This is a genomic window from Klebsiella sp. C349492, assembly GCF_042055345.1.
Taxonomy (GTDB): Bacteria; Pseudomonadota; Gammaproteobacteria; order Enterobacterales; family Enterobacteriaceae; genus Klebsiella; species Klebsiella scottii.
This window is the reverse complement of the sequence record NZ_JANQCE010000004.1, coordinates 114,893-138,617: the sequence shown is the minus strand read 5'-3', so window position 1 is coordinate 138,617 and position 23,725 is coordinate 114,893. Positions and strand designations below refer to the sequence as shown.

The following is a 23,725-nucleotide window of genomic DNA, read 5'->3' as shown; positions in this document are numbered from 1 at the left end:
TGTCTCCTGTCGTTTTTTTCAGCAAGAATACGACGCCGGGTCGGACAGGTAAATGCCAGATATGGTGGGGTCATTGCAGAATTGCGCAGCTATGGTCCTGAATCTCTTCCGCAGACGCGCGGTTCAGAGTCAGCAAATTGCGTTCCGTTGCCAGCAGCACCAGCGAACCGTCGCTCTGTTCGGCCATCGCCAGCGCGAAGCGTCCCATATGTTCACGCGCCTCGGGCACCTCTTCCGCCAGCATCAGGAAGGGGCTGCGCTGGGCAAGTTCCGCTTCGGTCACCCTGCGCGCCAGATATTCATGGCCGAGCAAACCGCCCGGCAGCGGCAGCCAGCGGCTGCTAATCGTGGAGGCCTCGCGGTCCAGCTGGGCACGAACGTCCTGGCGCAGGCAGGAAATATGAATATGGAGGTGGTTCTGCGTGCGGCCGCTGCGGGAGTTAATCGTCAGCGCAACCGCGTTATCGGGTACCGGCGAACCGTGTCGTTCGCTCATAATTTCCCGCCCCTGCCAGGCCTGCCAGAAGAAGTTTGCCGTCAACGGGTTGAGCAGGAGCGGGCTCTCGGTGCCGTTAATCCGGTACGTCGGCATCAGCAAATACTGCAGCGGCCCGTTGCGGTCTTTAAACAGGACATAGCCGCCTTTCAGATTTACCTCGGCGCAGGGGGCCGGGTTTTTCTGCTGCTGCTGATTGACCACGCACTGCTGCAAAACAATACGTCGCAACGCATCCGGGTTACCGGAGTGCAGCCAGTACCAGCCGCCTGCCGCTGCCGCCGCAACCACCACCAGCAGTCCCAATAAAAGGTATCGTACTCTTCGCATTATGTTTTCCCGTCTCAGCCAGAAACGGAAGAGTAGCGTAATTTGATGACCAAATGAAAACGCCCGGTCATTTAACCGGGCGTTGAGGGGGAGAGATTAACGCTGACTAATTTGGTCGAAGGTGCCGCCGTTAGAGAAGTGCTCCTTCTGGGCTTTGGTCCAGCCGCCGAACTCCTGGTCGATAGTAAACAGCTTCAGCTTCGGGAACTCGCTGGCATATTTGCTGGCAACGGCCGGATCGCGTGGACGATAGTAGTTCTTCGCCGCAATCTCCTGACCTTCCGGGGAGTAGAGATACTTCAGGTAGGCTTCTGCCACCTGGCGAGTCCCTTTTTTATCGACCACTTTATCCACTACCGAAACGGTCGGCTCGGCCAGAATCGATTCGCTCGGGGTGACGATTTCAAACTTGTCTTTACCCAGCTCGTTTGCCGCCAGCAGGGCTTCGTTTTCCCAGGCAATCAGCACATCGCCAATCCCACGTTCGACGAAGGTATTCGTTGAGCCACGAGCGCCGGAATCCAGCACTTCGACGTTTTTAAACAGCGCTTTCACGAACTCCTGAGCTTTCGCCTGGTCGCCGTGATTCTGGTGCAGGGCGTAGCCCCAGGCTGCCAGATAGTTCCAGCGCGCGCCGCCGGAGCTTTTCGGGTTCGGCGTAATGACCGACACGCCCGGTTTAATCAGGTCGTTCCAGTCATGAATCTGCTTCGGGTTGCCCTTGCGCACGAGGAACACGATGGTTGAAGTATAAGGAGCAGAGTTATCCGGCAGGCGTTTCAGCCAGTTTTTATCAATGCGGCCGCGCTCGGCAATCGCATCGACGTCATAGGCCAGCGCCAGGGTAACGACGTCGGCTTCAATGCCGTTAATGACCGATGTCGCCTGCTTGCCGGAACCGCCGTGAGACTGACGAATCACTACATTGTCGCCGGTTTCCTGCTTCCAGTGCGCGCTGAACGCTTTGTTGTACTGTTCGTACAGCTCGCGCGTCGGATCGTAAGATACGTTTAATAGCTGAATGTCTTTTGCCAGAACGCTGGCGGATGCCAGCAACAGAGTTAACCCCACGCCCCACTTATTCATCGCACCGCTCTCTATATGTCGTGTTGTGATGGGTTAAGCGTGCCAGAAAGCGAAACAATGATTAAAGAATAAAAAAAGATTGGCTATAACTTGAGGGAATATACGAAGGAGTAAAGCTGACCCCCTCCCGAGCGGGAGAGGGTGAGGACGAGAGGATTACACTTCTTCCATGCGGCCCAGCAGCGCCTGCAGACGGTCCTGCCAGCCCTGCTGCTGCTCTCTCAGCTGACCGTTTTCACGCTCCAGCTCTTCACGACTGTGCTGAGCGCCCTGAACTTCCTGCGCCAGCGTGTTGTTCTTTTCTTTCAGCTCTTCGATTTCCATCTGCAACAGCGTGATGGTATCAATCGCCTGCTGTACTTTTGACTCTAATTTCTCAAACACTTCTAATGACATCGTCATACCTCTCCTGAACTTGCAAGGCGTTGATAGAAACCGTCCGTTTCGTATACGCGTTGACGCCTTAACGAAAATAAGCGCACTACAGTGGTCATGCTGTCGATTGTATGAATCCCCGCCTTCCCTGTCCAGCGACAACCCGCGCAGATTGCGGTTGGCAACACTTTTCAGCCTTTACCTGGCTCATTCGGCGCCTGTCCCCGGAACTTCTCCGGCAATTGTTAATCATTGGGTTAGCGGAACGCGTCCGTAAACGCTCTTTAATGTGCTACAACACGCGTTTATGGCGCGAAAACGCTCATTTTCTTGACCTGGCACACACATTTCGAGTTCGATATTTCTCGTTTTTGTTCGTTAACGATAAATTAACACTATGCCTACATGGCAGCGTGGTCGACGACGACCTTCATACTTACAATAATCACCACTTTGTTTCAGGATTCGATTATGAGCCAAACATCAACACTAAAAGGCCAGTGCATCGCAGAGTTCCTCGGTACCGGGTTGTTGATCTTCTTCGGCGTTGGGTGCGTCGCTGCGCTCAAAGTCGCGGGAGCCAGCTTCGGTCAATGGGAAATCAGCATCATCTGGGGTCTGGGGGTCGCGATGGCGATTTACCTGACCGCAGGCGTTTCCGGTGCTCACCTTAACCCGGCGGTTACCATCTCGCTGTGGCTGTTCGCCTGCTTTGACGGACGTAAAGTTGTTCCTTTTATCGTTGCGCAATTCGCTGGCGCCTTTTGCGCTGCGGCATTAGTTTACGGGCTTTATTACAATCTTTTCCTCGATTTCGAACACTCCCATAATATGGTGCGCGGTAGCGTAGAGAGCCTTGAACTGGCGGGCATCTTCTCGACTTATCCGAACCCGCATATCAATTTTGTGCAGGCCTTCGCGGTAGAGATGGTGATTACCGCTATCCTGATGGGCGTGATTCTGGCGTTAACCGATGACGGTAACGGCGTGCCTCGCGGCCCGCTGGCTCCGCTGCTGATCGGCCTGCTTATCGCCGTGATCGGCGCATCGATGGGCCCGCTGACCGGCTTCGCCATGAACCCGGCTCGCGACCTCGGACCGAAAACCTTCGCCTGGCTTGCCGGCTGGGGCGACGTCGCCTTCACCGGCGGCAAAGATATTCCCTATTTCCTGGTGCCGCTGTGCGCACCGGTGGTCGGTGCCGCTCTGGGTGCGTTCAGCTACCGCAAGCTGATTGGCCGCCACCTGCCCTGCGACATCTGCGAAGTTGAGGAGCAGGACACAACCTCCGCCTCTACGACGCAACACAAAGCTTCGCTGTAATCTGACTACGAGACTCATACTATGACCGACAAAAAATATATCGTTGCGCTCGACCAGGGCACCACCAGCTCCCGGGCCGTAGTGATGGATCACAATGCCAATATCGTCAGCGTTTCTCAGCGTGAATTTGAGCAAATTTATCCCCGGCCGGGCTGGGTTGAACACGACCCGATGGAGATTTGGGCCTCGCAAAGCTCCACGCTGGTAGAAGTGCTGGCGAAAGCGGATATCAGCTCCGATGAGATCGCCGGCATCGGCATCACCAACCAGCGTGAAACCGCCATCGTCTGGGAACGTGAAACCGGCAAACCGATTTATAACGCCATCGTCTGGCAGTGCCGCCGCACCGCCGAGATCTGCGAGCAGCTCAAGCGTGACGGCATGGAAGAGTACATCCGTCAGGCCACCGGCCTGGTCGTGGACCCGTACTTCTCGGGCACCAAAGTGAAGTGGATCCTCGATCACGTCGAGGGCGCGCGCGAACGCGCTAAGCGCGGCGAGCTGCTGTTCGGGACCGTTGATACCTGGCTGGTGTGGAAAATGACCCAGGGCCGCGTGCACGTGACCGACTACACCAACGCCTCGCGTACCATGCTGTTCAATATCCACGACCTGGACTGGGACGACAAAATGCTCGACGCGCTGGATATTCCGCGCGCCATGCTGCCGGAAGTGCGCAAGTCCTCCGAGATATACGGCCAGACCAACATCGGCGGTAAAGGCGGCACGCGTATTCCTATCGCGGGTATTGCCGGCGACCAGCAGGCGGCGCTGTTCGGCCAGCTGTGCGTCAAAGAGGGGATGGCGAAAAATACCTACGGTACCGGCTGCTTTATGCTGATGAATACCGGCGAGAAAGCGGTTGCCTCCACCCACGGCCTGCTGACCACCATCGCCTGCGGCCCGCGCGGAGAAGTTAACTATGCCCTTGAGGGCGCGGTATTTATGGCCGGCGCCTCTATTCAGTGGCTGCGCGACGAGATGAAGCTTATCAACGACGCGTTCGATTCCGAATATTTCGCCACCAAGGTGAAGGATACCAACGGCGTATACGTGGTTCCGGCGTTTACCGGCCTCGGCGCACCGTACTGGGACCCGTATGCTCGCGGCGCGATCTTTGGCCTTACCCGCGGCGTAAATGCTAACCACATTATCCGCGCAACCCTGGAATCTATCGCCTATCAGACCCGGGACGTGCTGGAGGCGATGCAGGCTGACTCCGGCATTCGTCTGCACGCGCTGCGCGTCGACGGCGGCGCGGTCGCCAACAACTTCCTGATGCAGTTCCAGTCCGATATTCTCGGCACCCGCGTCGAGCGCCCGGAAGTCCGTGAAGTCACGGCGCTGGGTGCGGCTTACCTGGCCGGTCTGGCGGTTGGCTTCTGGCAGAACCTGGACGAGCTGCAGGAGAAAGCGGTGATCGAGCGCGAATTCCGTCCGGGGATCGAAACCACCGAACGTAACTACCGCTACAGCGGCTGGAAAAAAGCGGTGAAACGCGCCCTGGCGTGGGAAGAGCACGAAGAGTAATCCCGCCGAAACCGTCCCGGTAGCGCAGCGCTTACCGGGACGACGGCTTCATGCGCAACGTTTTTTCTTCGCCCGGATAAGGTGCCCGGCACCGGCTCCGGGCTTCTTTTTCGTCCCGCCATGCGAATGCCTTTTCCCCACACCTTTTCGGCGGAATTATTTTTCCCCAAACGCTGGCAAACGTTTGCTTTTGCACTACAGTCCGATAAAATTCCCGCTTTGCCACCTTGGGATTGCTTGTGATGTCCGTGAATACCGCCGAGCCAGAAAATGCGCAACCGGTTGCGCATAAACAAACTAGCGAATTAATCTACCGCCTCGAAGACCGCCCCCCGCTTCCACAAACGCTGTTCGCCGCCTTCCAGCACCTGCTGGCGATGTTTGTTGCGGTGATCACGCCGGCGCTATTAATTTGTCAGGCTCTGGGTCTTCCCGCCCAGGATACGCAGCACATCATCAGCATGTCGCTGTTTGCTTCCGGCGTGGCATCCATTATTCAGATTAAGGCCTGGGGACCGGTCGGCTCCGGGCTACTCTCCATTCAGGGCACCAGCTTTAACTTCGTCGCCCCGCTGATTATGGGCGGTACCGCGCTAAAAACCGGCGGCGCCGACGTGCCGACGATGATGGCCGCGCTGTTCGGCACCCTGATGCTGGCCAGCTGCACGGAAATGGTCCTCTCCCGCGTACTGCATCTTGCACGACGCGTTATTACCCCGCTGGTCTCCGGCGTGGTGGTGATGATTATCGGCCTGTCCCTGATTCAGGTTGGCCTGACCTCCATCGGCGGCGGCTACTCGGCGATGGCCGACCACACCTTCGGCGCGCCGAAAAACCTGCTGCTGGCGGGTATCGTGCTGGGGCTGATCATTATTCTTAACCGCCAGCGCAACCCGTACCTGCGCATCGCTTCGCTGGTTATCGCGATGGCGGCCGGCTACCTGGCGGCCTGGCTGCTCGATATGCTCCCCGCCAATACCGCGGCAACCGACAGCAGCCTGATTATGGTGCCCACCCCGCTCTATTACGGTCTGGGGATTGACTGGAACCTGCTGCTGCCGCTGATGCTGGTGTTTATGATCACCTCCCTGGAAACGATCGGCGATATCACCGCCACTTCCGACGTTTCCGAGCAGCCGGTTTCCGGCCCGCTGTATATGAAGCGTCTGAAGGGCGGCGTGTTGGCCAACGGCCTGAACTCGTTTGTCTCCGCGGTATTTAATACCTTCCCAAACTCCTGCTTCGGTCAGAATAACGGCGTGATTCAGCTCACCGGCGTTGCCAGCCGCTACGTCGGTTTTGTGGTGGCGCTGATGCTTATCGTGCTCGGGCTGTTCCCGGCGGTAAGCGGCTTTGTGCAGCATATCCCTGAGCCGGTGCTCGGCGGCGCGACGCTGGTGATGTTCGGTACCATCGCCGCATCCGGCGTGCGCATTGTCTCCCGCGAGCCGCTGAACCGCCGGGCGATCCTGATTATCGCCCTGTCGCTGGCGGTCGGTCTCGGCGTTTCCCAGCAGCCGATGATCCTGCAGTTCGCCCCTGACTGGCTGAAGAACCTGCTCTCCTCCGGTATCGCCGCCGGCGGTATTACGGCGATTGTGCTGAATTTGGTCTTCCCGCCAGAGAAAAACTGATCCCGCCTTGCTCCCCGGCCGCGCACGGCGGCCGGGGCAGCCCGCAGTTTGCCCTTTTTAGCCCCCTCACATCATCTGATTACACAATTCCTGTCTTGAGGATTGCGCATAATTCGGGCATAACAGCCTTATGTGCCTCGCTCAGGATGTAAGACCATGAAATTTCCTGGAAAGTTGATTCTCTGGCTGCTGGCCGTTCTGCTGGTCGCGATCGTTGCCGTCTGGTTCCTGCTACAGACCCACTGGGGCTCGCGTCAGGCCAGCGCCTGGCTGAGCGACGGCACCGGCTGGCAGGTCTCCTTCGATGCGATGGATCACGACTTCTCTGCGCCTCTCCACCTGCAGCTGCAAAACGTGACGTTCGGTCGCGACGGCAAACCCCCGACGCTGGTTGCCAAAACGGTGGATATCGGTTTCAGCACGCGCCAGTTCAGCGATCCGCTGCATGCCGATGAGATTGTGCTCAGCGACGGGACGTTAAACCTCTCCCCCTCCTCCGCCTCTTTGCCCTTTGCCGCCGACCGCCTGCAGCTGCGCAATATGGCGTTTAACAGCCCGGAAACCGGCTGGGACCTGAGCGCGCAGCGGGTGACCGGCGGCGTCAGCCCGTGGGCGCCGGAAGCGGGCAACGTGCTGGGCAAAAAAACGCAGATTCAGATGAGCGCGGGCTCGCTGACTCTTAACGGGGTTGAGGCCAGCAACGTCCTGATTCAGGGAAGTATTGATAATGGCGAAGTCACGCTGTCCACTCTCGGCGCCGATATTGCCCGCGGAACGCTAACCGGCAACGCTAAACGCGGCGCCGACGGCAGCTGGCTGGTTGATAATCTGCAGCTTAATGAAACCCGCCTGCAGAGCGATAAAGCGCTGGCTGACTTCTTCGCCCCGCTGACCACCGTCCCTTCGCTGCAAATTGGCCGCCTCGATGTGACCGATGCCAGCCTGCAGGGAACCGACTGGGCGGTCACCGGCCTGGACCTCAGCCTGCGCAATCTGACCTTAAGCCACGGCGACTGGCAGAGCGAGGACGGTACCCTGTCGATGAACGCCAGCGAATTCATTAACGGCTCGCTGCACTTCCTCGATCCAATCCTTAATGCCGAATTCTCGCCGCAGGGTATCGCCCTGCGTCAGTTTACCTCGCGCTGGGAAGGCGGGATGGTGCGCACCTCCGGCCGCTGGCTGCGCGACGGCAAGGCGCTGGTGCTGGATGACACCGCCTTTGCCGGGCTGGAATATACTCTGCCGGAAAACTGGAAACAGCTGTGGATGGAGCCGCTGCCGGCCTGGTTACAGAGCCTGACGCTGAAGAAATTCGGCGCCAGCCGCAACCTGGTTATCGATATCGATCCGCAGTTCCCCTGGCAGGTCACCGCCCTCGATGGCTACGGCGGCGAGCTGCAGCTGGTGAAGGATCGGCGCTGGGGCGTATGGAACGGCAGCGCGACGCTCAACGCCGCCGCCGCGACCTTTAACCGCGTTGACGTCCGGCGCCCGTCGCTTAAGCTGAGCGCCAACGCCTCAACGGTCAATATCAACGAGCTTAGCGCCTTTACCGAGCGCGGTATTTTACAGGCCACCGCCGCGGTGTCGCAGCTTCCCCAGCGCCAGGTTAACCTCAGCCTGAGCGGGCGCGGCGTACCGCTGAACGTTCTGCAGGCGTGGGGCTGGCCCGCGCTGCCGGTTTCCGGTGACGGCAATTTCCAGCTAACCGCCAGCGGCAGCGTGCTGGCCGATGCGCCGCTCAGGCCGACGGTGAACGGCCAGCTCAGCGCGACCAATATGGAAAAACAGCAGGTTGCGCAGGTGATGCGCAGCGGCGAGGTAAGCGGCGCCCAGCCCGCGCCCGTCGCGCCTTAATTTCCTCGTCCTCCAGCCTTCTCCCTGCCGGGAGAAGGCCTCCTGATATTTCCCGCCCCCGAAACCTGTTGCCATTTTGCGGCTGTTTGTGCCTATTTCCCGCAACCTGTTCCTTTCAAATAGCAGAATTGCTATAACCAAAATACTGGAAGTCAAAAAAATAATTAAAGTCCCTGTAGCTACAAAAATAAAAGGAACAACTATGTCCGCAATACGTCAACATGCGCTGGAGAATATGCAAAAATTCTCCAGAGCGATGATCGGTGCTGTATTGTTCTTGCCGGTCATCGGTTTAATTCTGGCACTCAGTTCTGTCTTAACTAACCCAACATTAATTTCTGAAACCAGTTTTTTACATCAGCTTGGTCAACTGCTCGGCGATACCTTCTGGCCATTATTCGGCAATCTCGGATTACTGTTTTGCGTTGGTATTAGCTACGGCCTGGCAAAAGATAAAAAAACGGAAGTGGCGCTGGTTTCGGTAATGTGTTTTATCATGTTCCTGGGGGCCAACCACTCGTGGCTGGAGCATACTCACGGGATTGCCGAAAAAATTAACGGCGAATATTACGGTACCGGCCAGACGCAGATCTTAGGGTTCGTGGTGGTCGATATGGGGGTATTCCTCGGCATTATTCTCGGCTGCACCATCGCCTGGGTACATAATAAAGTCTCGACCATTGAGCTGCCCGGCGCGCTGTCGATGTACGGCGGCGCGAAGCTGACCCTGGTGGCAATGACGCCCGTTATCATCTTCTATGCGATCGCCTTCACCTGGATCTGGCCGTTTATGACCCACGGCATCGCGGCGTTAACCGGGTTTATGAAAAACGCCGGCGTCGCGGGCGTCTTCGTCTACGGCTTCTTTGAAAAATTTCTTATCCCCACCGGCCTGCATCATTTCGTGTGGTCGCCGTTCCAGCTGACGCAGATCGGCGGCACGCTGAACGTTGACGGTCAGGTCGTTTCCGGCACCCAGGCCATTTTCCTCGCCTATATGCGCCATCCGGATCTCACCCCGGTGATGAACGAAGCCCTACGCTTCTCGCAGCAGGGAATGACCACGATTTTCGGCCTGGCCGGCGCCTCGCTGGCGTTTTACCACACCGCGAAGCCTGAGAAGAAAATGCTGGCCAAAGCGATTCTGCTGCCCGCCATTATCACCTCGATGCTGACCGGTATTACCGAGCCCATTGAGTTCACCTTCCTGTTTGTTTCGCCGCTGCTGTGGGTGATCCACGCGACGTTAACCGCCGCCTCGCAGGCCATTTGCGACATCTTCACCGTTCGTCCGTGGGGCGCATCCGGGCTGATCGAATTCCTGATTTATAACCTGCCGCTGCCGGTTTCACTTACGCGCTGGCCCGGCTATGTGCTTATCGGTATCGGTCAGTTTGCCGTCTACTACGTTATTTTCCGCACCCTGGTGGTAAAACTGAATTTGAAAACGCCGGGCCGCGAAGACGATGAAAATGTGAAGCTATATAGCAAAGCGGATTATCGCAAAAAGATGAGCGATAAGTCGGCGGTCACCGATGAAATTATTAATGGCTTAGGCGGTAAGGATAATATTATTTCCGTTGATAACTGCTTCACCCGCCTGCGGGTCGCTATTAAAAATATGCAACTGGTTGACGATGATATATTGAAAAGCACCGGCGCCAATGGCGTGGTGCGCAACAGAAATGAAGTACAGGTTATTTATGGCGTCAAGGTGGGACAGGTTCGTTCCCGGGTTGATAGCTGGCTAGCAGAACATTAATCAGGAGTTATTTATGAAATTAACCGTATTAGGCGGGGGCGGCGTTCGCTCCGCGTTCCTGGCAAAATCACTGGCTTATAACGCGCACCGCATTGGTTTAACGGAAGTGGTATTTCTCGACAGCTCCGCTGATAATCTGGCCATCTTTGGCGAGATCGCCCGCTACGTCTTTCAGGCTATCCGCCCGGATATTGAGTTTAGCGTTACCCGCGATCCGGTTGCGGCGCTGACCCGGACCAACTACGTCATTACCACCCTGCGGGTTGGCGGCGATGAGAGTCGTATTCGCGACGAGCGCATTGCGCTTGAGCATAATACTTTAGGCCAGGAGACCACCGGCGCCGGTGGTTTTGCTATGGCGATGCGTTCAATACCGGCGATTCTGGACTACTGCCGCCTCATCGAAGAGCACGCCGCCGAGGACGCGATCCTGTTTAACTTCACCAATCCGTCGGGGCTGGTGACCGAGGCGATTATCAAGTCCGGCTTTAAGCGCCGGGTGTACGGTATCTGCGATGCGCCGTCGGAGCTGATTCGCGAGCTGCCGGAGATCCTCGGCTGCGACGAGCGTGACCTTGGCGTCGAGTGCTACGGCCTGAACCACTTCTCCTGGTTTACCCACTTCACGGTGCGCGGAGAAGACGTGACCGAACGCCTGATCGCCAGCCCGGATCTGTATCGTAAAACGGCGATGCAGTATTTCTCACCCGAGCTGGTTCAACTGTGCGACAAGCAGCTGCTGAACGAATATCTCTACTATTACTACTACCGCGAGGTGGCGTTAAAAGCGATTCAGGAAGCGCCGGAAACCCGCGGGGAGCAGATCGCCCGCATCAACCGCGATATGCGCGATGAGCTGGATACAGTTGATGTACACGCCAACCCGGAAGCGGCGTTCAATATCTGGATGAAGCACTACCTGCGCCGGGAAAACAGCTATATGCAGAATGAGTCGCAGCAGGAGAAGTTCCATACCCGCGAGCCGCTCACCCTGCAGCAGTTTATCGAAGAGCCGGATACCGGCGGCTACGCGGGCGTGGCGCTGGATATCCTGGAGGCGGTCAACAGCACCACCACCAAGCGTATCGTGGTGTCGATATCCAATAACGACACTCTCGATTTCCTGCGCCCGGATGATGTGATTGAGATTAGCTGCGATCTGAGCAAGGACGGCCTGAAGCCGGTCACCCCGGCGCACGTGCCGACGGCGCAGAAGAACATGATCGCCAGCGTCAAAGAGTATGAACGCCTGGCGGTGGCGGCGATCCTGCAGCGGGATAAGTCGCTGGCGATACGGGCGCTGATGGCTCATCCGCTGGTCGGCTCCTGGTCGCTGGCGCAGAAGCTGGTTAACGCCTACCTCGATGATAAGCTGGTTGCCGACTGGCGGTAATCACCCCCAGCCTCTGGGCTGCAGCCTCAACGCCGCAGCCCGGAAGCGCTGCGGCGCCGCGTCTAGAGGGCGTCGCCCGCCCTGCCTTTTGCGGTCTGAATAAACCACATCTTCAGAAAGCGCTCAAAGCCCAATATGCAGTAGCCGAAAAACGGGTTGCTCCAGTAAATATCGTCATCAAACTTCTGCGGGTCATGAATAATAAACGCGGTATCCGCCGCCTGAGCCAGCGGGCTTTGATAGTCGCCGGTAAAGCAGACCAGGTTAATCTCTTTCCCCTCCAGCGCCTTTACCCAGTTTAGCGCCGAGCTGCTGCGCCCGGATTTAGAAATTATCCAGATCGAGTCAAATTTGGCGGCGTTTTTCTGTTCGAGAATTTCATAATCCGGCCACAGCGCGAGGCTGGCGTTTACGCCGGTCACCAGAAACTTATTATAAATATATTGCGCAATCAGCTGCGAGAAGCCGCTGCCGTGGACCAGGATGCGGTGCTGCTGCAGGCTTTCCAGCAGCGGGGTGACCTGCTCCGCCGGCAGAATGCTCATATAGTCGATGTCGTTGGTGACATCGAGCTTAGGCATGGTGATATTGAATTTAATAAAATAGACCAGCTCCAGCCAGCCGCTGAACTTGAGCTTCTTTGCCAGACGCACCAGTGAGGAAGGATTGCTGTAACAGCGCTCGGCGACGGCGCGGATCCCCTCCCGCACGCAGCGTTCGGGATCGTGCTGAATAGAGCGCAGGACGGTCATTTCCGTTTTACTCAGCTTAACGTCACGAAAGATGTTTTCTAAATCCATTCCTGGCTCCTCTCAGCGGCAGATTACGCTATCACCGAACGGCGATAGTGTCTGTGGGGTGAGTCACCGCAATGAAACAGATATTACTTTTTGCTAATAAATAGAATAAAAAAACCCTTTCATCGCTGCAATATCGGGGGCGGTCAGAAGGAAAAACGGCGAAGTCGGCCACCCAACGGAGCGGCGCTTCAGGCTTTTCTGAACGCCAGCGGCATCATGCACAGCATCTTTTCGGGCTTTTTTAGCGGGCGACCCGGCACAGGGACCCCTTCGCGGACGATATTGCGCTAGCGCGCGAGAATGTAAAAAAGTGTAAGCCACGGATTTTGAAAGGGTTTGACCAGGAGTGTTCTGTAAAGTCCAGTTTTAACAGTAAAAAAGTGCGTTTAGGTATGTGGTAAATGACTGAAAGTAGCTATAATGCGCCCCGCCTCCATGTAGCAATCGAGGCGCGGAAGATCGTCATCTCCGGTGAGGTGGCTGGACTTCAAATCCAGTTGGGGCCGCCAGCGGTCCCGGGCAGGTTCAACTCCTGTGATCTTCCGCCAGTTGCTCTCCTCTACACCATTTGATGGTGAATTCTGTGCCAGGCGCGGGTAATCACTCTTTCAGTCCGTCATTAAAATCGATTCTGCATTCAGCATATTTTCGACCTTTTCGCTTTCTCCCATCCAGGCGTAGAATTTAACCTTTAGCTTTCAGCGCCATGCATGACCGTTTGGCAAATGGCTCCGGATGTTGCGCGAGGAAAACCAGAGCCTGCCCTGGCCGGTAAAAACAGCAGGAGCCTCCCTGCCCCACCTCATCAGAAGTAGTAGCCAATATTGACGTTAGTGCGGAAATACCATTTGCCGCTGCCCTCGGATTCGGTGCTGGTCCAGCCCGTGGCGTTCAGCGCGCCGCCCCAGGGATTGGCATTCTTCGCCCAGCTGAGGTCGAGCCACAGCATCACCGGCAGGGCGAATACCTGTACCCCCACGGTATTCATCTGCGAATCCTGCCAGCCGCTTTTATCTTTCCACAGCACGCTGTAGTCGTTATAGAAACGCAGCTTTGATACCGCTCCCCACTTCACATCGACGTCGCGAGCGAGGTTTAGCGACGCGGTGGTGCCCTTAGCCGGAATAAGATAGGCCGGCGTCAGGCCGTTTCCGCCCATCAGGATCGTATCGTCGCTGATGCCCGCCGGGTTCTTAGGATCGTACTGATAGCGAATCACCTGCGACGTGAGCTGCCACGGCCCGTTGTGCACCATTCCGTGCAGGCCTGCCGCCCAGAAGGTGCCGTCATCGTCCGTTTCGCGATTGTGCAGACGCGCCAGCGCCAGGGAGCCGCCCAGCTCGTTACTCCAGCCTCCGCCGTGAAAATCCCTGGCGATGCGGACGTTAACCTGATCGCGCTTCTCGTTACGCTGCTGATGCTGGCTCGGGTAAATGGTGTTCTTCAGGCGGCTGTAGTCGCCCACCTCCGGCGCATAGCGCAGATTTTCCGGCTCCATCCACGGAAAATAGGCCATATCCAGCGACCAGTTATTATCATGATATTGATAGTTCACCCCGCTGCCGGCATTGACGCCAAAGCCTAAATAAAAGGGAATGCCGTAGGACCAGCCGAATTGCGGATAGGGTTCAAGGCCAAAAGGTTTACCCGGAATACCGAGCGTAATATTGTTATTATCGTTTAAACGATAGCCCACATAGGCCCGGTCGATGGCATATTTATGGTGATCCTGAAACCAGAAGCCGGCGTCAAAGAAATAGTTATTATAAAACCCGCTGCTGTCGATACGAAAGGTATCAAAACGCAGATGCGGCGGGTGGCGATAATTACTGCCGTGCCAGTCTTCATAGCGGTAGTTTGCCCGCAGGGCGCCGCCGAAATCCACGCCGGCAAGATTATCGGCGCTGCGCCAGCCGAGATGCGGAAACGGCTTTCCTTGCTCCGCATGCGCGAAGCCTCCAGTACACGCGCCCAGCAGCAGCGTGATGATAATTTTACGCATAGCACATGCCTCACTTTATATTTTAATAAGCAACAGAAGTCCGCCGCCGCTAAATAGCGGCGTTTTTAATTAATTTGTCTCAGCGGTGAAACAATCAGCTAAATATCGCGATAATGATATTTTTGTCTCAAATATGAAACTCTGTTTATTATTTGATATAAAGAAAGTCGCATGCAGCGTGGCGTGAGTCAAGGCGTAAACTTTGCGCTATAACGCAATATTATTATTCATTACTTCAGGAATTAATATTTTTGAAGTCTACGCAAAATTATTCTCAAATATGAAACTGCGGGGGCCGGACTGTCCGATCCTTGTCGGGTAAGCGATTTTCTCTTTTTGAATATAACTCTTATCGCCGCCGGGCCGTTTTTCCCCGGCCGACGGAGGTCTATCCTCGACGCATTCAACCGATGAACCTATTCACAAACCGGAGAGTATATGAAAGCAATCGCGATTACCCACGCAGCGGCAGAAGGCCGCAATATCCCCTTTTTAAGCGCCATCGAGCTGCCGGTTCCTACCGCCGAGGGCCATGACCTGCTGGTTGAGGTAAAGGCCATTTCCGTTAACCCGGTGGACACCAAGGTGCGCGCCGGATTCTCTGCCGATACGCCTCGGGTGCTGGGCTGGGATGCGGTTGGCACGGTAAAAGCCGTTGGCGAGGCGGTCACCCTGTTCGCACCGGGCGATGAGGTCTGGTACGCCGGCGCGCTGGGCCGCCCGGGAAGCAATCAGGAATTTCAGCTGGTGGACGAACGGATCGTCGCCCTGAAGCCTCGCTCGCTGGATAACGCTTCCGCGGCCGCCCTGCCGCTCACCGCTATTACCGCCTGGGAATTGTTATTCGATCGCCTGGGCGTCCAGGAGGGCGGCAACGCCGGCGACACGCTGCTGATCGTCGGCGCGGCGGGCGGCGTCGGCTCAATCCTTACCCAGCTGGCTCGCAGACTGACCGGGATGACGGTGATCGGGACGGCATCGCGCCCGGAGAGCCAGAAATGGGTGCTGGACGCCGGCGCGCATCAGGTTATTGACCACAGTAAGCGGCTGAGCGAAGAGCTGGCCCGTATCGGAGTGAAGGAAGTGACCCACGTCGCCAGCCTGAACAACACCGAACAGCACTATTCACAGCTGATTGATGCCCTCGCGCCGCAGGGTAAACTGGCGCTGATCGACGATCCGCAAACCCTCGACGCCCGGCCGCTGAAGGCCAAAAGCATCTCGCTGCACTGGGAGTTTATGTTTACCCGCTCAATGTTTGAAACGTCGGATATCATTGCCCAGCATCGGCTGCTGACCCGCGTCGCCGCGCTGATTGATGATAAAACGATTAAAACCACGCTCGGCGCACACTACGGCGCGATCACCGCGGAGAATCTGCAGAAAGCCCACGTTCAGCTCGAAACCGGACGCGCGGTGGGCAAAATCGTGCTGGAAGGGTTCTAAGATGACGGCGGAAGCAATCTCTATCATTGCGGTACTGAAAGCGCAGCCAGGAAAAACCGAGACGCTGCGCCAGGCCCTGCGGGCGCTGCTGCTGCCTACCCGCCAGGAGCCGGGTAACGTCGATTACTCCCTGTTCCAGCTTCGCGACACGCCGGACACCTTCTACATGCGCGAGTCCTGGCGCGGCCAGGCGGCGCTGGAGGAGCATATCGCCCTGCCGCATTTCCAGGCGTTTATCGCGCAGATGGACGACCTGCTGGCCGAGCCGCTACGCCTGGATTATCTGACGGCCGTTGAGCCCTAATGTGGCCCCAGCTCCCCCGCCTGCCGGGGGATCGTCCGCCCTTTTTTAACCCTTTGAGCTAATCCCCTCCCGCCCGGCGCTGGCCAGGCTACGCTTAGCGTTGCCGCGCAAAAAACACGCATCTCCCTCCGCCCTATTCAGCACGTTTATTCAGAAGAGGTTTCGCTATGCAGATCAACGCTATTGGTACTAACTCCGCCAGCCAGCCGCTGGCCGCGATGGCCATCTCCCGCCGCGAGCCGGGGCCGCACGATGTGCAGATCGCCATCGACTACTGCGGCGTCTGTCACTCCGACCTGCACCAGGCCCGCTCCGAATGGGCCGGGACGATCTACCCCTGCGTGCCGGGGCATGAAATCGTTGGCCGGGTCACCGCCGTCGGCGAGCACGTCTCCGGCTATGCCGCAGGCGACCTGGTGGGCGTCGGCTGTATGGTCGACAGCTGTAAGCAGTGCGAAGAGTGCGAGGAAGGACTGGAAAACTACTGCGACCACATGGTGCTCACCTATAACGGCCCCACTCAGGATGCTCCCGGCCATACGCTGGGCGGCTACTCTCAGCAAATCGTCGTTCACGAGCGTTACGTGCTGCGCGTGCGCCACCCGCAGGAGCAACTGGCCGCCGTAGCGCCGCTGCTGTGCGCCGGTATCACCACGTACTCGCCGCTGCGCCACTGGAACGTCGGGCCGGGCAAAAAAGTGGGCATCGTCGGCATCGGCGGACTGGGGCACATGGGGATCAAGTTGGCCCATGCCATGGGCGCTCACGTGGTGGCCTTTACCACCTCGGAATCCAAGCGTGAAGCGGCCAGAGAGCTGGGGGCGGACGAAGTGGTGGTGTCGCGCAACGAGGCGGAGATGGCGGCGCACGTCAAAAGCTTCGACTTTATTCTTAACACCGTGGCGGCCCCACACAATCTCGATGCCTTCACCACGCTGCTTAAACGCGACGGTACCCTGACCCTGGTGGGCGCGCCGGCAACTCCGCACCCGTCGCCGGAAGTGTTTAACCTGATATTTCGTCGTCGGTCGATTGCCGGGTCGATGATTGGCGGGATCCCGGAAACCCAGGAGATGCTCGATTTCTGCGCCGAACACGGCATCGTCGCCGATATTGAGCTGATCCGCGGGGATCAGATCAACGAAGCGTGGGAAAGAATGGTCAAAGGCGACGTCAAATATCGCTTCGTGATCGACAGCGCGACCCTCGCCGGCTAAGCCCCGCGGCGAAAGGTCCGCCGCCACTCCGCCGGGCTGACGCCAAAGCGGGACTTAAACTGCTGGCGCCAGGTGACGGCGGAGCGAAATCCAACCATTTCCGCCACCTGCTCAACGGGCATCTCGCCCGCTTCGAGCAGGATCTGGCTGCGCCGCAGCCGCTCGGCGGTGAGCCAGTCGGCAATGCTCATCCCGGTGGCCTTTGCAAAATGACGGGTCAGGGTGCGGCGGCTCATCGCCACCACCTGCGCCAGCGAATCGAGGTTGTGCGCTTCGTGAATATGCTGCTGGAGATACTCAAGCAGGCAGTTAATGCGCGCATCGCGGGTGCTTTTCGGCACCGGCTGGGCGATAAACTGCGCCTGGCCGCCTTCGCGATGGGGCGGAACGATCATCCGCCGGGCAATCTGGTTGGCCGCCAGGCTGCCGAAACGCTGGCGAATAATATACAGGCAGCAGTCGAGCGCCGCCGCGGTGCCCGCCGAGGTGATTATCCGCCGGTCATCGACGTACAGCGCGTTGATATCCAGCTGCACCTGCGGAAAAAGACGCTGAAAATCCTGCTCAAACTCCCAGTGGGTCGCCGCTCGCCTGCCGTCCAGCAGCCCGGCGTAGCCCAGCACAAATGCCCCCAGACAGAGACCAACAATTTCGGCGCCGTTATCCCGCGCCCGCACCAGGCTATCGAGCAGGGCCTGCGGCGGGCGCTGATTCACCGCCCCCCAGTAGGGCACCACCACAATATCCGCCCGCTCAAGGGCGGTAAAATCATCCCGGGCGTGGAGCGCGAAGCCGTCGCGGGCGGCCAGCAGCCCCGGCCGCTCGGCGCACAGATGGAGATTAAAACGCTTCGTTTCTGACACGCTGTCGCCAAACAGCATGCAGGGAACGGAGTAGTGAAACGGGCTAAACCCTTCCACCGCGACAATCGCCACTTCGGTTAATTTCATCGCTGCCTCCCCTCCCGGCCAGGAGCTTAAAATACCACGCTTTCCCCATCCTGCGGGATGCTGACCACCCCGGCAATCTGGTTATCAGCCACGTACTCACTCAGCTCCCGGCGGCTCAGCAGGCAGTGGTTCACCGCTTCCATATGGCCGACGACGATCTGCGCCTCCGGCAGAGTAAAGTGCGTTTTCAGCACGTCCTCTTTGCCCATGATGATCGGCCCAAAGCCGATGACGTGGGCATATCCGGCATTCAGCACCACCACATCGGGGCGCAGGCGGATCATGTCGGCTTCGATTTCATCGCGCCAGATGGTGTCCCCCACCAGCCACAGCGTTTTCTCCTGCGGATGACGCAGCACCACGCCGCAGGCTTCGCCCAGGCGCTCCGCCATCGCCGGCACGGCGTAGGTGCGATCGCTCCCGTGCTGCCCGGAGGTGGTTTTCCGCAGGCTCACGCCTTCAAATTCGCTGCTCTCAGACAGCAGGCGAATATCGCTAAATCCCTGGCCCCGCAGCAGCCGGGCATCGGCCTCATGCTGGACAAAAACCGGCAGCGCCTTGGGGATCGCGGCGATCGCCGCCGCGTCCCAGTGATCCTCATGGGTATGGGTCACAATCACGGCGTCGACATCAATAATGACAGAGAGCGGTAAAGGCAGCGCCACCAGCGGGTTACGCAGCTCGCTGCGGGCGGTGCCGGCAAATCCCGGCCAGGCGGCCCTATCCGCCAGCATCGGGTCGATGAGGAATTTCTTACCTGCGTATTCAATAAGTTGGGTCGCGTTACGGATGTGGGTGATGTTCATGATGCTCGTTCCTCTTCGGGGTAATCTGGCGAACATCGTACGTCCCACAAGCCTGGCGCAATATGGGCATTCGGGCAATGATCGATGAGATTGGGCCAACTTTCCCCGCTTGCCAGCGGCCACCGGCTATGCTGTGCTGAACGCTCAATTTTCTGAAGAAGTGGCCCCGATGAAAAAGAGACTGACCGCCGCCGATATGCACGACGCCGAAGTGATTGCCCATACCCCGTGGTTCAGTATGCGCAAGGTGGCTATCGACATCACCGCCAGCGAACGCCGCGACTTTTACGCCATCCACTACCCGCGCCCGGCGGTAGGCATTGTGGCAATGCAGCATAATAAAGTGCTGCTGATCCGCCACTACCGCTATCTGATTGACCAGGTGGTGTGGGCCATCCCGTCAGGCGGCGTCGATGAAGGCGAAGAGCCGCGCGCGGCCGCCCTGCGTGAGCTGCGCGAGGAGACCGGCTGGCAGGCCAAAAACGCCGAAGAGATAATCCGCTATAACCCCTCCTACGGCAGCAGCGACCAGCTGTTCATCACCTGGCTTGCCCGCGATCTGGAGTACGTCGGAATGGATGCCGATCAGGATGAGGTGATGGAAACGGGGTGGTTTACCTTCGAAGAGATCCGGGAGCTGATCGCCCGCGGCGAGATGCCGGACGGGCTATCGCTGGTGCCGCTGCTGCACCTGATGGCGCAGCAGCACGGTGGTTTAGCGTAGCGGCTTAAGCATGCGCCAGCGGAACCACAGCTGGGCAACGAGGATCAGCACGCCGCCGATAATCTTCTGCAGCGGCAGCTGTTCGTGATACCACAGGGCGGCGGCAATCACCGTCAGCAGCGGTTCCAGCACCATAATAATCGCCGCGCTGGCAACCGCCGCGTACTTCTGCCCCTTCATCTGCAGGCCGAAGCGCAGGCTGGTGGCGATAACGATACTGGCGAGCAGCCAGCCGAAAGTGGGCAGGGTAAACGGCCGATCCCAGCTTTCAACCGCCGCGGAGATCGCCAGCCCCACCAGCCCGGTGATCCCCAGCTGCACGGCAGTCAGCGGGATCAGCGGCACCTCGCGGGCGCAGCGGCTGGTGTAGCAGAACCAGATTGACTGCACCAGCGCGGTAAGCAGAAACCAGCCCTGGCTGGGGTGGAAGGCAATCGGCATATGCAGGCTCAGCAGGCCAAGACCAACGATCGCCAGCGGCAGGCACTCCCAGTATGCGCGCGCCGGACGCGTTTTCATCATCGCCCACGCGGTCAGCGGTACAAACAGCATCGACAGGCTCATGATAAACGCCCCCTCGCCCAGCGACGGCGTGGTCGATACCGCGTAAATCCACAGGCACAGGTTTAGCGCAAACCACAGGCCGCTGATGAGTATCGGCGGCCACTGCCGTTTCTCGACGCGAAAACCGCGGCAGAAAGGCAGCAGCAGCAGCGCGGCGAAAAAGAAGCGCAGGCCGAGGAAGGCAAAAACCGGCATCCCGGCGATGGCTTCACGCGAAAATATCCACCCGCACGCGGCGATGACCGTGGCGGCGACCAGCAGCACATCCGCCTGACGTTGCCGAATCATATACACCTCTCCCAGTGTCAGTCATTACCAGCCCGGCACCGCGCCGCCGTTGAAGATCGTCTCCGCCGCCTTCGCCACTTCCGGCGACTGGTAGGACTGCATGAACTCCTTCACGTTCTGCGCATCTTTATTGTCTTCGCGGGTGACGATGATGTTCACGTAGGGCGAGTTTTTATCCTCGATAAAAATGCCGTCGCGCACCGGAGAGAGCCCGGTTTGCTGGAGATAGGTGGTGCTGATGATCGCCACATCGACCTTGGGATCGTCGATCACCCGCGGCAGCTGCGCGCCTTCGAGCTCCATAATTTTCAGGCTATGCGGGTTGGCGGTGATATCGATTGCTGTCGGCAGCAGCCCGGTGCCCTCTTTGAGGGTAATCAGCTTCTGCTGCTGCAGCAGAAGCAGCGCGCGGCCGAGGTTGGTAGGATCGTTAGGAATGGCGATGGTCGCCCCGTCCTTGAGGTCAGCGACCGATTTAATCTTGCGCGAGTAGCCCGCCATCGGGAACACGAAGGTGTTACCGACCGCCACCAGATGATAGCCGTGGGCTTTATTATCCTGTTCGAGGAACGGCCGGTGCTGGAAGACGTTGGCATCCAGATCCCCGGCGTTAGTCGACTCGTTCGGCAGCAGGGAGCCGCTAAAACCAACCAGCTCAACGTCGAGGCCATACTTCTCTTTCGCCACCTTCTTCGCCACTTCCGCCACATCCTGTTCAGCGCCGTTAATAACGCCAACTTTAATGTGTTTTGCATCGCCGTCTTGCCGATCGCAACCCGCCAGCAGCAGGCCCGCCAGCACCACCGCGGCGGCTGTCCGTAAACGCAATTTCATTATCATCACCCTGTTAGTCCATTAGAAAGTCATTATTATTTTCGTACGAAACTATAACGGCTTTATGGTCGGCTTTTAAACATCAAAAGCAGCAACAGGAAATAAAATCATCTGCTGAATTTAGCCTCATGGGCCAGCAGCCACTCTTTGCGCGCCAGGCCGCCGCCGTAGCCGGTGAGTGAGCCATCTTTGCCGATAATTCGGTGGCAGGGAATAATAATCGCCAGCCGGTTGGCGCCGTTGGCGTTGGCCACCGCCCGCACCGCCCCCGCGTTGCCCATCAGCGCGGCAAGCCCTTGATAATGTTCGGTCGTGCCGTAAGGTACCGCCCGCAGCTGTTGCCAGACCGCCTGCTGAAAATCGCTGCCCGGCGCGTCAAGAGTCAGGGAGAAGCGCTGCCGCTGGCCGGCAAAGTACTCCCCTATCTCCGCCACAGCCTGGCGCGTATGGGCGTTTTCCCCGGCAATAATATTGGCCGCCAGCAGGCGCTGAAGGTCGCGAAATTCGCTTTCCAGCATCCGCCGGTCGACAAACTCCAGCAGGCAAACTCCGCGCTCGGTGGCGCAAACAAACATCGGCCCGATGGGGGTGGTAAAGCGGTGGATCAGGATCACCCGCCCCGCTTTGCTCGGCGCCCGGCCGGTGAGCTTTTTGCAGGTATAGCCGAAGCCGCTGAGCGAATCGTAGCCGCTGTCAAACGCCACGTCAGTCGCGCTGCGCCCGCCCTGTAGCTCCTGCAGGGCGGTATTGACCCGCAGCATCCGCTGGAAGGCCTGAAAGGTCATGCCGTAGTTCTGGCTAAACCAGCGCCGCATGCGCTCCGGGCTGATGTGCTGCTGGCGCAGCTGGTCATCGGTGATCCGCACCTTCGGCGCGGCGCGCAGCTGCTGCATCACCTGCTCCACCATCGGCGGCGCGGAGCTGGCGTTTTCCGTCGGCCGACAAATCTTACACGGGCGAAAGCCGGCGCTGAGCGCGGCTTTAAAATCGCTATAAAACTCCACGTTTTCCCGCTTTGGCTTGCGGGCGCGGCAGGTGGCGATGCAGAACACGCCGGTGGTTTTCACGCCGACGTAAAAAAGCCCGGCGTATTGGGATGAGCGGGCCACCAGCGCCTCATACCAGGTATCGCATAACCCTTTATCAGTCACCTGCATTGCGGAATACCCCTTTAAACGATTGCTGCTGCCGCACGTTATGTAGCAGAGAGCGCAGATACCCCTGCAGGGCGCTATGCAGCGCGTTGCCCATAGAAATCCGCTTCACTCCGAGACGAGTCAGCTGGTCAATATCGGGCAGCGCGGGCAGCGCCATGACGTTCAGCGGCAGAGCAACCGCCGCCGCTATCGCCGCAATATCCGCCGCCTCGGTAACACAAGGGACAAACAGGCCGTCAGCCCCATTTCGCGCATACAGCTGACCTCGGGCAACCGTCTCAGCCAGCGCCTGCGGTCGGTTAAGCAAAAACGGATCGGTACGAATATTAAGAAACAACGCGACGCCCGCCTGCTCCAGTCCGGTTTTGACCGCCCGCAGGCGGTGGGCATAGGTTTCAGCATCCACCAGGCGCCGCTCACCGTCGGCCACCAGGCTGTCCTCGAGATTAACGCCTGCCACGCCGGTTTGCGCCAGCGCGTGCAGATTATCTACCACCTCTGCGACGCTGGCGCCATACCCGAACTCCATATCCACGCTCAGCGGCAGCGCAACCTGCTCGCGGATACGCGTGACGAGCAAGAGCAGCTCAGCAAACGAGAGCTCTTCACCATCGTTATAGCCAAAGGTGTTGGCAATCGCGGTGCTGGAAGTGCCCAGAGCCGAATAGCCCGCTGCAGCAGCTGCTCTGGCGCTGGGGACATCCCAGACGTTAGCCAGCAGCACCGGCGTGGCCTGGTGATGTTGTTGTGCGAAATCCATATGTCCTCCGGTTTTGTTGTTATGCGCAGGATTCTGGGGCTTCTGCCCTAAAGACGACAACCGAAAACCGGACGACTATTTTCT

21 protein-coding genes and 1 tRNA gene are annotated in these 23,725 nt (G+C 58.3%); 11 read left to right on the top strand and 11 right to left on the bottom strand.

The genetic code is table 11. The annotated features are described in order from the left end of the window. Nucleotides 1-70 precede the first annotated feature (70 nt). The 3 genes from NWP14_RS16000 to zapB form a co-directional block, all read right to left on the bottom strand. Nucleotides 71-826: a CDP-diacylglycerol diphosphatase gene (locus tag NWP14_RS16000; protein WP_375215649.1), complete on the bottom strand. Its 756-nt coding sequence runs from the start codon at nt 824-826 to the stop codon at nt 71-73. A gap of 96 nt (nt 827-922) precedes the next feature. Beyond that, a complete protein-coding gene (locus NWP14_RS15995; protein WP_045853817.1) occupies nt 923-1,912 on the bottom strand; it encodes a sulfate ABC transporter substrate-binding protein in 990 nt (329 codons plus the stop codon). Between the two features lie 156 nt (nt 1,913-2,068). Next, a complete protein-coding gene (gene zapB / locus NWP14_RS15990) occupies nt 2,069-2,314 on the bottom strand; it encodes a septal ring assembly protein ZapB (RefSeq protein ID WP_095102595.1) in 246 nt (81 codons plus the stop codon). 444 nt (nt 2,315-2,758) lie between these two features. Here zapB and NWP14_RS15985 point away from each other — a divergent pair, with 444 nt between their 5' ends. The 6 genes from NWP14_RS15985 (at nt 2,759) to NWP14_RS15960 (ending at nt 11,789) form a co-directional block, all read left to right on the top strand. After that, nucleotides 2,759-3,610: an MIP/aquaporin family protein gene (locus NWP14_RS15985; protein ID WP_095102592.1), complete on the top strand. Its 852-nt coding sequence runs from the start codon at nt 2,759-2,761 to the stop codon at nt 3,608-3,610. 21 nt (nt 3,611-3,631) lie between these two features. Further along, nucleotides 3,632-5,140, top strand: a complete 1,509-nt coding sequence (gene glpK / locus NWP14_RS15980) for a glycerol kinase GlpK (protein ID WP_095102590.1) — start codon at nt 3,632-3,634, stop codon at nt 5,138-5,140. A gap of 242 nt (nt 5,141-5,382) precedes the next feature. Further along, the gene (locus NWP14_RS15975) at nt 5,383-6,774 is read left to right on the top strand and encodes a uracil-xanthine permease family protein (protein ID WP_331835050.1); all 1,392 of its coding nucleotides are present in this window, start codon (nt 5,383-5,385) and stop codon (nt 6,772-6,774) included. 156 nt (nt 6,775-6,930) lie between these two features. Further along, a complete protein-coding gene (locus NWP14_RS15970; RefSeq protein WP_375215648.1) occupies nt 6,931-8,634 on the top strand; it encodes an AsmA family protein in 1,704 nt (567 codons plus the stop codon). A gap of 202 nt (nt 8,635-8,836) precedes the next feature. After that, complete coding sequence (locus NWP14_RS15965) at nt 8,837-10,396, top strand: PTS transporter subunit EIIC (protein ID WP_375215647.1); 1,560 nt, start codon at nt 8,837-8,839, stop codon at nt 10,394-10,396. A gap of 13 nt (nt 10,397-10,409) precedes the next feature. Next, nucleotides 10,410-11,789, top strand: a complete 1,380-nt coding sequence (locus tag NWP14_RS15960; RefSeq protein ID WP_375215646.1) for a glycoside hydrolase — start codon at nt 10,410-10,412, stop codon at nt 11,787-11,789. 62 nt (nt 11,790-11,851) lie between these two features. On the opposite strand, the gene NWP14_RS15955 is transcribed toward NWP14_RS15960, so the two are convergent. Further along, nucleotides 11,852-12,589 carry a MurR/RpiR family transcriptional regulator gene (locus NWP14_RS15955; RefSeq protein ID WP_132512534.1) on the bottom strand — a complete coding sequence of 246 codons (738 nt, stop codon included), beginning with the start codon at nt 12,587-12,589 and terminating at the stop codon, nt 11,852-11,854. Nucleotides 12,590-13,042: 453 nt separating this feature from the next. On the opposite strand from NWP14_RS15955, the gene NWP14_RS15950 reads away from it, so the two are divergent. After that, nucleotides 13,043-13,137, top strand: a tRNA-Sec gene (locus NWP14_RS15950). 257 nt (nt 13,138-13,394) lie between these two features. Here NWP14_RS15950 and NWP14_RS15945 read toward each other — a convergent pair. Beyond that, the gene (locus NWP14_RS15945; RefSeq protein ID WP_375215645.1) at nt 13,395-14,591 is read right to left on the bottom strand and encodes a hypothetical protein; all 1,197 of its coding nucleotides are present in this window, start codon (nt 14,589-14,591) and stop codon (nt 13,395-13,397) included. A gap of 438 nt (nt 14,592-15,029) precedes the next feature. On the opposite strand from NWP14_RS15945, the gene NWP14_RS15940 reads away from it, so the two are divergent. The 3 genes from NWP14_RS15940 (at nt 15,030) to NWP14_RS15930 (ending at nt 17,558) form a co-directional block, all read left to right on the top strand. Continuing rightward, nucleotides 15,030-16,037, top strand: coding sequence for a zinc-binding alcohol dehydrogenase family protein (locus tag NWP14_RS15940; RefSeq protein WP_375215644.1), 1,008 nt, complete (start codon nt 15,030-15,032; stop codon nt 16,035-16,037). 1 nt (nt 16,038) lies between these two features. Next, nucleotides 16,039-16,341, top strand: coding sequence for a putative quinol monooxygenase (locus NWP14_RS15935; RefSeq protein WP_095102567.1), 303 nt, complete (start codon nt 16,039-16,041; stop codon nt 16,339-16,341). A gap of 167 nt (nt 16,342-16,508) precedes the next feature. Then, on the top strand, nt 16,509-17,558 hold the full coding sequence (locus NWP14_RS15930; protein ID WP_375215643.1) for an NAD(P)-dependent alcohol dehydrogenase: 1,050 nt from the start codon (nt 16,509-16,511) through the stop codon (nt 17,556-17,558). On the opposite strand, the gene NWP14_RS15925 is transcribed toward NWP14_RS15930, so the two are convergent. Continuing rightward, nucleotides 17,555-18,508: a GlxA family transcriptional regulator gene (locus NWP14_RS15925; RefSeq protein ID WP_241782668.1), complete on the bottom strand. Its 954-nt coding sequence runs from the start codon at nt 18,506-18,508 to the stop codon at nt 17,555-17,557. The two genes, NWP14_RS15930 and NWP14_RS15925, sit on opposite strands and share 4 nt — an antisense overlap. 26 nt (nt 18,509-18,534) lie before the next feature. Beyond that, on the bottom strand, nt 18,535-19,314 hold the full coding sequence (locus NWP14_RS15920; protein WP_375215642.1) for an MBL fold metallo-hydrolase: 780 nt from the start codon (nt 19,312-19,314) through the stop codon (nt 18,535-18,537). 169 nt (nt 19,315-19,483) lie between these two features. On the opposite strand from NWP14_RS15920, the gene NWP14_RS15915 reads away from it, so the two are divergent. Further along, complete coding sequence (locus NWP14_RS15915) at nt 19,484-20,038, top strand: NUDIX hydrolase (protein WP_095102557.1); 555 nt, start codon at nt 19,484-19,486, stop codon at nt 20,036-20,038. On the opposite strand, the gene NWP14_RS15910 is transcribed toward NWP14_RS15915, so the two are convergent. The 4 genes from NWP14_RS15910 to NWP14_RS15895 all read right to left on the bottom strand — a co-directional run bounded on the left by NWP14_RS15910 (nt 20,030) and on the right by NWP14_RS15895 (nt 23,641). Beyond that, nucleotides 20,030-20,890 (bottom strand): DMT family transporter, encoded by an 861-nt coding sequence (locus tag NWP14_RS15910; RefSeq protein WP_095102554.1) that lies wholly within the window; start codon nt 20,888-20,890, stop codon nt 20,030-20,032. The two genes, NWP14_RS15915 and NWP14_RS15910, sit on opposite strands and share 9 nt — an antisense overlap. Before the next feature lie 24 nt (nt 20,891-20,914). Further along, entirely contained in the window at nt 20,915-21,724 is an 810-nt protein-coding gene (gene nlpA, locus NWP14_RS15905) for a lipoprotein NlpA (protein WP_095102549.1), read from the bottom strand. 107 nt (nt 21,725-21,831) lie between these two features. Next, complete coding sequence (locus NWP14_RS15900; RefSeq protein WP_095102546.1) at nt 21,832-22,881, bottom strand: bifunctional transcriptional activator/DNA repair enzyme AdaA; 1,050 nt, start codon at nt 22,879-22,881, stop codon at nt 21,832-21,834. Further along, nucleotides 22,868-23,641, bottom strand: coding sequence for an isocitrate lyase/phosphoenolpyruvate mutase family protein (locus tag NWP14_RS15895; RefSeq protein WP_095102543.1), 774 nt, complete (start codon nt 23,639-23,641; stop codon nt 22,868-22,870). The genes NWP14_RS15900 and NWP14_RS15895 overlap by 14 nt, the downstream gene beginning before the upstream one ends. Nucleotides 23,642-23,725: the final 84 nt, after the last annotated feature.

Excerpts from the sequence above, each read along its gene's own strand:
- NWP14_RS16000 (WP_375215649.1), bottom strand. The coding sequence starts at position 826 with ATGCGAAGAGTACGATACCTTTTATTGGGACTGCTGGTGGTGGTTGCG.
- NWP14_RS15995 (WP_045853817.1), bottom strand. The coding sequence starts at position 1,912 with ATGAATAAGTGGGGCGTGGGGTTAACTCTGTTGCTGGCATCCGCCAGC.
- zapB (WP_095102595.1), bottom strand. The coding sequence starts at position 2,314 with ATGACGATGTCATTAGAAGTGTTTGAGAAATTAGAGTCAAAAGTACAG.
- NWP14_RS15985 (WP_095102592.1), top strand. The coding sequence starts at position 2,759 with ATGAGCCAAACATCAACACTAAAAGGCCAGTGCATCGCAGAGTTCCTC.
- glpK (WP_095102590.1), top strand. The coding sequence starts at position 3,632 with ATGACCGACAAAAAATATATCGTTGCGCTCGACCAGGGCACCACCAGC.
- NWP14_RS15975 (WP_331835050.1), top strand. The coding sequence starts at position 5,383 with ATGTCCGTGAATACCGCCGAGCCAGAAAATGCGCAACCGGTTGCGCAT.
- NWP14_RS15970 (WP_375215648.1), top strand. The coding sequence starts at position 6,931 with ATGAAATTTCCTGGAAAGTTGATTCTCTGGCTGCTGGCCGTTCTGCTG.
- NWP14_RS15965 (WP_375215647.1), top strand. The coding sequence starts at position 8,837 with ATGTCCGCAATACGTCAACATGCGCTGGAGAATATGCAAAAATTCTCC.
- NWP14_RS15960 (WP_375215646.1), top strand. The coding sequence starts at position 10,410 with ATGAAATTAACCGTATTAGGCGGGGGCGGCGTTCGCTCCGCGTTCCTG.
- NWP14_RS15955 (WP_132512534.1), bottom strand. The coding sequence starts at position 12,589 with ATGGATTTAGAAAACATCTTTCGTGACGTTAAGCTGAGTAAAACGGAA.
- NWP14_RS15945 (WP_375215645.1), bottom strand. The coding sequence starts at position 14,591 with ATGCGTAAAATTATCATCACGCTGCTGCTGGGCGCGTGTACTGGAGGC.
- NWP14_RS15940 (WP_375215644.1), top strand. The coding sequence starts at position 15,030 with ATGAAAGCAATCGCGATTACCCACGCAGCGGCAGAAGGCCGCAATATC.
- NWP14_RS15935 (WP_095102567.1), top strand. The coding sequence starts at position 16,039 with ATGACGGCGGAAGCAATCTCTATCATTGCGGTACTGAAAGCGCAGCCA.
- NWP14_RS15930 (WP_375215643.1), top strand. The coding sequence starts at position 16,509 with ATGCAGATCAACGCTATTGGTACTAACTCCGCCAGCCAGCCGCTGGCC.
- NWP14_RS15925 (WP_241782668.1), bottom strand. The coding sequence starts at position 18,508 with ATGAAATTAACCGAAGTGGCGATTGTCGCGGTGGAAGGGTTTAGCCCG.
- NWP14_RS15920 (WP_375215642.1), bottom strand. The coding sequence starts at position 19,314 with ATGAACATCACCCACATCCGTAACGCGACCCAACTTATTGAATACGCA.
- NWP14_RS15915 (WP_095102557.1), top strand. The coding sequence starts at position 19,484 with ATGAAAAAGAGACTGACCGCCGCCGATATGCACGACGCCGAAGTGATT.
- NWP14_RS15910 (WP_095102554.1), bottom strand. The coding sequence starts at position 20,890 with ATGATTCGGCAACGTCAGGCGGATGTGCTGCTGGTCGCCGCCACGGTC.
- nlpA (WP_095102549.1), bottom strand. The coding sequence starts at position 21,724 with ATGAAATTGCGTTTACGGACAGCCGCCGCGGTGGTGCTGGCGGGCCTG.
- NWP14_RS15900 (WP_095102546.1), bottom strand. The coding sequence starts at position 22,881 with ATGCAGGTGACTGATAAAGGGTTATGCGATACCTGGTATGAGGCGCTG.
- NWP14_RS15895 (WP_095102543.1), bottom strand. The coding sequence starts at position 23,641 with ATGGATTTCGCACAACAACATCACCAGGCCACGCCGGTGCTGCTGGCT.